This window comes from Nocardiopsis halotolerans DSM 44410 (genome assembly GCF_000341065.1).
Taxonomy (GTDB): domain Bacteria; phylum Actinomycetota; class Actinomycetes; order Streptosporangiales; family Streptosporangiaceae; genus Nocardiopsis; species Nocardiopsis halotolerans.
In genome coordinates this window covers 1-8,780 of record NZ_ANAX01000138.1, presented here as the reverse complement: position 1 = coordinate 8,780, position 8,780 = coordinate 1, and the positions used below count along the sequence as shown (strand labels likewise).

7 protein-coding genes and 2 pseudogenes (1 of these 9 running past the window's edge) are annotated in these 8,780 nt (G+C 71.4%); 7 read left to right on the top strand and 2 right to left on the bottom strand.

Features of this window, described 5'->3' with window-relative positions:
* Positions 1–283, bottom strand: partial view of a thiamine-phosphate kinase gene (locus D455_RS0110200; protein ID WP_026122492.1) — the beginning only. 686 nt of this gene lie to the left of the window's left edge; only the first 283 of its 969 coding nucleotides appear in the window; the start codon lies at positions 281–283; the stop codon falls past the left edge of the window.
* A gap of 132 nt (positions 284–415) precedes the next feature.
* On the opposite strand from D455_RS0110200, the gene D455_RS0110195 reads away from it, so the two are divergent.
* A complete protein-coding gene (locus tag D455_RS0110195; protein WP_017570623.1) occupies positions 416–649 on the top strand; it encodes an Lrp/AsnC family transcriptional regulator in 234 nt (77 codons plus the stop codon).
* A 31-nt stretch (positions 650–680) separates the two neighbouring features.
* Entirely contained in the window at positions 681–1,139 is a 459-nt protein-coding gene (locus tag D455_RS0110190) for a DUF3515 domain-containing protein (protein ID WP_017570622.1), read from the top strand.
* A 565-nt stretch (positions 1,140–1,704) separates the two neighbouring features.
* On the opposite strand, the gene D455_RS0110185 is transcribed toward D455_RS0110190, so the two are convergent.
* The gene (locus tag D455_RS0110185) at positions 1,705–2,496 is read right to left on the bottom strand and encodes a DUF3105 domain-containing protein (RefSeq protein WP_017570621.1); all 792 of its coding nucleotides are present in this window, start codon (positions 2,494–2,496) and stop codon (positions 1,705–1,707) included.
* 91 nt (positions 2,497–2,587) lie between these two features.
* On the opposite strand from D455_RS0110185, the gene D455_RS0110180 reads away from it, so the two are divergent.
* The 5 genes and pseudogenes from D455_RS0110180 to D455_RS29975 all read left to right on the top strand — a co-directional run.
* Positions 2,588–3,322: a DUF305 domain-containing protein gene (locus D455_RS0110180; RefSeq protein ID WP_017570620.1), complete on the top strand. Its 735-nt coding sequence runs from the start codon at positions 2,588–2,590 to the stop codon at positions 3,320–3,322.
* A 380-nt stretch (positions 3,323–3,702) separates the two neighbouring features.
* Positions 3,703–5,148 (top strand): cytochrome ubiquinol oxidase subunit I, encoded by a 1,446-nt coding sequence (locus D455_RS0110175; protein WP_017570619.1) that lies wholly within the window; start codon positions 3,703–3,705, stop codon positions 5,146–5,148.
* 12 nt (positions 5,149–5,160) lie between these two features.
* Positions 5,161–6,210, top strand: coding sequence for a cytochrome d ubiquinol oxidase subunit II (gene cydB, locus D455_RS0110170; protein WP_017570618.1), 1,050 nt, complete (start codon positions 5,161–5,163; stop codon positions 6,208–6,210).
* Positions 6,211–6,468: 258 nt separating this feature from the next.
* A pseudogene (locus D455_RS36135) lies at positions 6,469–8,426 on the top strand (ABC transporter ATP-binding protein/permease).
* Positions 8,423–8,780, top strand: a pseudogene (locus D455_RS29975) (thiol reductant ABC exporter subunit CydC); the annotation flags it as partial. The pseudogenes D455_RS36135 and D455_RS29975, both read left to right, overlap by 4 nt.

Here is an 8,780-nt window from a genome sequence, read left to right as displayed (position 1 = left end):
GAAAGCCGATGAGCAACGCGGTCGGACGGGCGCCCATGGCAGCGACGTCGGCGAAGTTCTGCGCGACGGCGCGGTGCCCCACGTCACGGGCGGTGGACCACGCGCGCCGGAAGTGGCGTCCCTCGACCAGCAGGTCGGTGGTCGCGACCGTCCGGCCGTCGGGCGCCGCGACAACCGCCGCGTCGTCCCCCGGTCCGAGGATTACATCGTCCGTCGTGGGGAATTGGCTCGTCACGCGTGTGATCAGAGCGAACTCGCCAAGACCCCCAATGGTGTTCCGCACAGGCATCAGGGTACGGTGACGCTCCGGCGAGGTGGGCTGGCCCCACGTCTGTCATCCGTTCGTCGACGGCCGCACCTTCGGCACGGCCGGGAACCGCTCGCCGTCACACCCGGCGCACACGAAGGAGTACTCATGGTGCAGGCATACATCCTGATCCAGACCGAGGTCGGGCAGGCCGCCGAGGTGGCGGAACGCATCCGGGGCATCGAGGGGGTCGAGAAGGCCCATGACGTGACCGGGCCCTACGATGTCATCGTCCAGGCCCGTGCCGACGACGTCGATTCCCTGGGCGCCCTCGTGGTGGCCCGGATCCAGCGGTTGGACGGGATCGCCCGGACTCTCACCTGTCCCATCGTCAACATCTGACGCATCGGCGTCGACCGGAGCGGAGTTTGCTGTGCTGAGGCGGTACGCGTGCGCCGGTGCGGTCGTGGCCCTGCTCGCGACGGGTTGCGGCACGACCGTGCGGATGGAGCCCCCGGAGGCCGACGCGGCGACCGCCGAGATCTGCGCGGACCTCGTCGCCGCCCTTCCCGACACCCTGTTGGGGGCGGAGCGGGCGCGGGTGAGACCCGATTCGGAACTCACGGCGGCCTGGGGTGATCCCCCCATCGGAGTGCGCTGCGGTGTCGAGCGCCCCGTGGCCCTGGCCCCGGACTCGTTCCTCCAGGTCGTCAACGACGTTCCGTGGCTGCCGCAACCGGAGGACGCCCCCACCATGTACACGGCGGTCGGCCACGAGGCCTACGTGGAACTGTCGGTCCCGGCCGCGCACGGCGCCCCCGCGGCCGCGTTGTCGACGGTCAGCGACCTGATCAACGAGCACGTCCCGCCGCTTCCCGAGGGGGAGCTGTGACCGGAGCCCTCCGCTGAGGGAACCGGGCTCCGGTGCCGGGGAAGAGCCGTCCGTGCTGGCGGTCGTCGGGACGATCGATGCGGTGAGGTGGGAGGCCGTACCGGGTCCTCCCGGCTGGTACCGGCCTGAGGAGGCCGCCTCCGCCCCGCGTGGCCCGGCACGCGCGAAGAATCTGGTCGAGGCGGTTCCGCGGGGACACGTCTGGCCGGTGGCGGGATACTGCACGACCACAGTGCGGCGGTGTTCCCGGCCGCGGCCGTCGCCGCCCCGATCCTTCTGGACGTCGTGGCACACGGGCACGCCCTCGCGGGGGACCGGGGAATGGGCGTGGACGGACGGTTCGCCCACCGCGCCCTGTCCGGGGGGCCGCTCCGCGGGAACCCGACACCTCCGGTGGGCGGGCATGCCGAGGCGGGCGAAGGCGTGCCCCCGGTCACCACGCCGGACCCGCGCGAACTCCGCGCACCAGAGGCCTTCCCGCCCTGTGGACGAACGTGGGGCCGCCAGCGGTCGCTGACGGCCCCACACCGTTCGTCACGGGGTCACGGTGACGGTGGAAGTCCCGTCAGTTCTGCTCCTCGGCCGACTCCTCCGCGCTCGGTTCGTCCCCAGCGGACTCGGAGGGAGCGTCGGACGCCTCGCCTGCGGCCTCCTCCTCGGCTCCGGCGTCACCGTTCGCGGGGCCGTCCATGGTCGGAGCGTCCAGCCCGCCGTTCCCGAGCATGGCCGTGACCTCCTCGGCGTTCTCCGCCACGCCTCCGGAGCAGGCGGCGCCCGGCTCGGGGACGTCGGTGCCGCGCTCGTAGAGGCGCACGAAGCGCTGGAGGTTCTCGTCGTCGGCGGTCTCGGCGGTGACCTGGCGGCCCCAGCTGGAGGCGACGATCGGGGCTTCCATCTCACCCTCGTAGGGACTGACCACCAGGTAGTCACCAGCGCTGTACATGTCGTTCAGCGCCTGCACCTCTTCCTCGGGCAGGTCTGGCTGGTAGGTGATCCACACCGCGCCGTGCTCCAGGGAGTGCACCGCGAACTCGTTGGTGACCGGCTCGGAGTAGACGTTGCAGTTCTGCCAGGCGTTCCAGTGGTCGCCGCCCACGGGAGGGGACTGCTCGTAGTTCACCGTCTGCCCCGTGTCCACGTGGGCGTAGGAGCCGACCTCGTACTCCTCCACCCCCGAGATCGTGCGGCTGCGGAACTCCATGAAGACAAGGAAACCGAGCAGACCCACGACCAGGACCACAGCGGCCGTGATACCGGTGGTGGCAAGGATCTTGCGACGACGTTCCTCTTTGAGGCGTTGCGCTTTCAGTTCGGCTGCGCGGCGGCGGCGCTCCTCCGCCGTCTTCTTCTTGGCCACTGTGGGTCTCCTGGGGTGGGTGGTGACATTAGGGACTTACCTATCCTCTACTTTGGCACCAGAGTTGGGCGATTTGACCAGGATGGTTCCTATGGAACACAGAAACGGCCCCGCGACCGGGACCGCCGACCACGACGACGGTCCTCCGGACGACGATTCGCCCCCGTGGGAGGAGGAGGGCCCCCACGGGGACACGACGCCGAGGACGTCCTGGCGGTCGCTGCCCATGTGGACCGCCGTGATCCTCGTCGTACTGGCCCTGGGCGGAGGCTACCTGCTGGGACGCCCCTCCTACCCGTTGGACACCAGCGCCGACGCCGGGTTCCTGCGCGACATGAGCGCGCACCACGCCCAGGCCGTGGACATGTCGATGATCATCCTGGAGAAGACCGAGGATCCGGAGCTGAGCACGGTGGCCACCGACATCGCCCGCACCCAGCAGTCCCAGATCGGGATCATGCAGGGCTGGTTGATGGCCTGGGACCTGCCCGCGCGCGGCTCCCAGCCCGCCATGGCCTGGATGGAGGGCCACGACCACGGCGGCGGTGAGGGCGGGGAGGTCCCCGACACCATGCCGGGCCTGGCGTCCTCCGAGGAGATGGCGTCCCTGGAGGAGGCCGAGGGCGAGGAGGCCGAACTGCTCTTCCTGGAGCTGATGATCGCCCACCACGAGGGCGGTATCGACATGGCCGATGCCGAGGTGGAGCTGGGGCAGGAGGAGTTGGTCGTCAACTTCGCCGAGGGGATGGCCTCCTCCCAGCAGAAGGAGATCGAACTGATGGAGGGCATGATCGACCAGCGCGTGGACGGCGCCTCCGGCGACTGACCCGCCCTTCCGCACCCTCCCCTCTCCTGGACGGCGGCGCGCCCCTCGGGCGCGCCGCCGTCGTGTGTGTCCGGCACTGCCCCGGGGTGGTGGCGCGCGGTGCGGTCTCCCCGGGGCGCGCCGCCGCCGTGTGTGCCCAACCGCACACGAGAACCTCTCCCACGGCCCCCCGGCCGCATCACGGCGGTCTCTTCGCAGGTGGGAGGCGTGTGAGCGGCCTTCCGCCCGTGTCCGGACCACGGCGGGGGCACCTCCCGCGAGGGTTCCCGACCCGGAGGAGACATACCGGACACCCCGAATCCGGGGACCCGATGGAACTACGACAGTCTGTAGAACTACGATTCGTAGTACTACCGAAGGTCGGGACCTGAGAGGCGGGTATGGAAGCCCTTGAACTCGCGAGGTGGCAGTTCGGTGTCACCACGATCTACCACTTCCTGTTCGTACCCCTGACCATCGGCCTGTCCTTCATCGTGGCCGTGCTCCAGACCCTCTGGTACCGCACCGGCAGGCACGAGTACCTCCAGGCCACCCAGTTCCTGGGCAAGCTGTTCCTCATCAACTTCGCCATGGGCGTGGTCACGGGCATCGTGCAGGAGTTCCAGTTCGGCATGAACTGGAGCGAGTACTCCCGCTTCGTCGGCGACGTGTTCGGCGCCCCGCTCGCCCTGGAGGCGCTGCTCGCCTTCTTCCTGGAGTCCACCTTCATCGGCCTGTGGATCTTCGGCTGGCACCGGCTGCCCCGGGCCGCCCACCTCGCCTGCATCTGGGTGGTCGCCGTCGGCACCAACCTGTCGGCGTACTTCATCCTCGCCGCCAACGCCTGGATGCGGCACCCGGTCGGCTACACCGTCAACGAGGAGACCGGGCGCGCCGAGCTCACCGACATCTGGGCCGTGCTCAGCAACGACCAGGCCTGGTCCACCTACCTGCACACGGTCTCGGCCGCGTTCATCACGGCGGGACTGTTCGTCGTGGCGGTCAGCGCCTACAAGCTCTGGCGCAACAGCCACCACGGCGACACCGGAATCGCCGGGGTGGTCCCGCCCAGGCGTGACTTCGCCCTGTTCCGCGGCACGCTCAGGGTCGGCCTGGTCTTCACGCTGGTCGCCGGGGCCCTGGTGGTCTTCTCCGGTGACCACCAGGCCAAGCTCGCCGCGGAGTACGAGCCGATGAAGCTCGCCGCCGCCGAGGCCCTGTGGGAGACCGAGGAGGGCGCGGACTTCTCCGCCCTGGCCGTCGGTGACACCGAGGAGCGGTACAACCCCATCGACCTCACCGTTCCCAACGTGCTCAGCTTCCTCGCCACCGGCCACTTCGACGGCGAGGTGCACGGGATGAACAACCTGGAGGAGGCCTACGACGAGTACTACGGCCCCGGGGACTACACGCCCAACGTGTTCGTCGTGTACTGGTCCTTCCGCCTGATGATGGGCCTCGGCATGTTCGGGGTGGCGATCGCCGCGCTCGGCCTGTACCTCACCCGGGGCGGGGAGCGCACACCCACCAGCAGGTGGTTCTACTACGCGGCCATGCTCGCCCTGCCCGCGGCGCTGGCCGCCAACGTCTTCGGCTGGGTGCTCACCGAGATGGGCCGCCAGCCCTGGACCGTGCACGGCGAGCTGCTCACCGCGGCGAGCGTGTCCCCCGGGGTCAGCCTGGGGACCGTCGCGATGAGCCTGGCCGGGTTCACCGCGGTGTACGCGGTGCTCTTCGTCGTCGAGGTCGGCCTGCTGGTCAAGTACGTCAAGGCCGGGCCCTCCCACCTCGTCCCCGACCTGGAGGACGACGAGGACGAGTCCACGATCCCGCACTTCAGCTACTAGGAGCCAAGGACCATGGAACTGGCCGTCATCTGGTTCATCGCCATCTCGGTCCTGTGGATCGGGTACTTCGTCCTGGAGGGGTTCGACTTCGGGGTGGGCATGCTCATGCCCCTCATGGGCAGGCGCGACTCCGTCGACCGCCGGGTCGCCATCAACGCCATCGGCCCGGTCTGGGACGCCAACGAGGTGTGGCTGATCACCGCGGTCGGCGCGATGTTCGCCGCCTTCCCCGGCTGGTACGCGTCCCTGCTCAGCGGGTTCTACGCCCCGGTGTTCCTCATCCTCGTCGCGCTCATCCTGCGCGGGGTGGCGTTCGAGTACCGGGGCAAGCGCGACGACTCCGCGTGGCGCGCCTGGTGGGACCGCGCGATCCTCGCCGGAAGCGCCGTGCCCGCCTTCCTGTGGGGCGTGGTGTTCGCCAACCTCGTCCGGGGTGTGGCCATGGACTCCGACCACGTCGTCACCTCTTCGACGCTGGACCTGCTCAACCCCCACGCCCTGCTCGGCGGGCTGACGACGCTGTCGCTGTTCACACTGCACGGGGCGATCTTCCTGACCCTGAAGACCGACGGGCCGGTGCGGGTACGCGCGCGGCTGGCGGCCCTGTGGAGCGCGTGCGCGGCGCTCCCCCTGGGCGCGTTCTTCCTGGCCTGGACCCAGATCGCGTACGGCGGCGGGACACGGACCCTGCCGTTCGTCGTTCTCGCCGTCGCGGCCCTGGTGGGCGGGGTCGCGGCGGCCTGGCGGCACCGCGAGGGGTGGTCGTTCGCCTTCACGGCGGTGACCATCCTCGCGGTGTTCACCGCGCTGTTCACCTCACTGTTCCCGAACGTGCTGCCGTCCACCACCGACCCCGCGTTCAGCCTGACCGTCGCGAACGCCTCCTCCGCCGAGTACACGCTGACCGTGCTGTCGTGGGTGGCGGTGGTGTTCCTGCCGCTGGTGCTCCTCTACCAGGGGTGGAGCTACTGGGTGTTCCGCAGGAGGGTGACCGGGGCGACCGTGACCGGGGCGGCCGTCACCCGGACGGAGGACGACAGGAGGACCGGCTCCGCCGCGTGACGGTGGGCCCGGGCGCCCTCCGGCGGGGCACCCCCACCGGGAGGCGACCGGCCGCGCGGGCACCGAAGGGGTCCGGACCGGGGCGGAGGGCGAAGGCCCGTCCGCCCCGGAGGTGCCTGACGGGGGCACGGTCCCGGGTGGATACTGGGGTCGCCGCACCGCTCCGACCGACCGGGCCCGCACCGTGCCACCGTGCAAACCCAGCCACGCCGGGTGCCCGTACACCCGGCAGAGACGACGTCATGAGGTCCCGCGCGTATGAAGCCCCTTGATCCGCGCCTGGTGCGCACCGCCAGCGCGGTCCGGACGCACCTGGCCGTCTCCGTGGCCAGCGGAGTGCTCATCACCGGCCTGATCCTGGTCCAGGCCTGGCTGCTGGCCCGCGCCATCACCGGCGCCTGGCGGGGTGAGGGGCTGGACACGCTGTCCTGGGTCGTCGGCGCGGTCGCGGCCGTCGCCGTCACCCGGGCCCTCCTGTCCTACCTGGCCGAGACCTCCGCCCTGCACAGCGCGGCGCGCACCAAGTCGCAGCTGCGCCGCCGCCTGGTGGCGCACGTGACCGGGTCGGGCCGGGTGTGGGCGGCCGAACCCGACGCCGACGGCGAACAGGGCTCACCCAGGGCGGGCGAGCTGGTCACACTGGCCACCCGGGGCCTGGACGCGCTCGACGACTACTTCGCCCGCTACCTGCCCCAACTGGTCCTGGCCGCGATCGTGCCGCTCGCCGTCCTGGCGGTGGTGTTCTGGGCGGACTGGATCTCGGGGATCGTCGTCCTCGTGACGCTGCCGCTGATCCCCGTGTTCATGGCGTTGATCGGCATGTACACCCAACAGCGCACGGACCGGCAGTGGCGGCTGCTGAGCCGCCTGGGCGGGCACTTCCTCGACGTGGTGGAGGGGCTGCCGACCCTGGCCGTGTTCCGCAGGGCCAGGGCGCAGGCGGCGATCCTGCGCCGGGTGGGCGAGGACCACCGGCGGGCGACGATGGGGACGCTGCGGATCGCCTTCCTCTCGGCGTTCGCGCTGGAGTTCCTGTCGACCCTGGCGGTGGCGCTGGTCGCGGTGGAGGTGGGCCTTCGCCTGCTGGGCGGCCACATGGACTACCAGACGGCCCTGTTGGTGCTGATCCTGGCGCCGGAGGCCTACCTGCCGCTGCGCGAGGTGGGCGCCCGGTTCCACGCGAGCATGGAGGGCGTGGCCGCCGCGGAGCAGGTGTTCGCCGAACTGGACCGCGGACGTGGGACACCCGACGGGGCGGACGGGACGACTGGTGCGCGTGCGGCTGGCGTGAGTGCGACGTCTGATGAGGCTGCGGCGGAGGGTGTGCCCGGGGAGTCCTCGGTGGACAGCGTGTTCGGTGGTTCCCGGATGAACAGAGCGCGGGATAAGGCCGGGGCGGGCGGCATGCCCGGCGGGCTCTCCGAGAACGGAGAGGCCAGGGAGGCTGAAGAGGCGGAGAAGGACGTCGGAACCCCGGCTCCCCCGCGGCCGNNNNCGGCCGGCCCGCGCCCGCCGCTGGCGGCGGCATCCGTTTCGAGGGGGTGGACATGCTCTATCCCGGCCGGGACGTACCCGCGCTGTCCGGACTGGACCTGGAGGTGGCGCCAGGAGAGCACCTGCTGCTCACCGGCCCCAGCGGCGCGGGCAAGTCCACTCTGCTGTCGCTGCTGCTGCGGCTGGTCGAGCCCACCGGGGGACGGATCAGCGTGCGCGCGCCCGGCGGACACTGGGAACCCCTGGACGGGATCGCCGCCGACGACTGGCGGCTCGGCACCGCCTGGGTGCCCCAGCACCCCTACCTGTTCGACGTGTCCGTCGCCGACAACATCCGGCTGGGAGCGCCCGGCGCGTCCATGGAGCGTGTGCGCGAGGCGGCCCGGCTGGCCGAGGCGGACGCGTTCGTGTCCGCGCTCCCGGACGGGTACGACACCCGTCTCGGCGAGCGCGGCGCCCGGTTGTCGGCCGGACAGCGCCAGCGGATCGCGCTGGCGCGGGCGATGTGCCGGGACGCCCCACTCGTCCTCCTGGACGAACCCACCGCCCACCTGGACCCGGAGAACGCGGCGGCGGTGCGCACGGCCGTCGCGCGGTTGTTGGAGGGCCGGACCGCCGTCATCGTCGCCCACGACACCGGATGGGCCCGGGCAGCCTTCGGTGGCACCCTGCGGACCGCGTCGCTGCCGCTGCTGACCCAGGAAGGGAGTACGGCCCGATGAGCGCCGACACCGGTGGTACCGCCGTTCCCGACCCGCTCCACGTGCCCGAGCGCGAACGCCGGCGCGACCCGCTGCTGCGGATGACGGCCCTGGCCCGGCCGCGCGGGGGCCGCTTCGCTCTGGGCGTGCTGCTGGGCGCCGCCGCGACCGGCGCGGCCGTGGCCCTGTTGGGCGTGGCCGCGTGGATGCTGGCCACCGCCGCCGACCACCCGCCCATCACCGCGCTGGGGGTGGCCGTGGTCGCCACCCGTGCGCTGGGGGTCGGCCGCGGGGTCGCCCGCTACCTGGAACGGCTGGTCACCCACGACGCCGCGTTCCACACGCTGGCCGAGGTGCGGGTGCGGGTGTACGAGA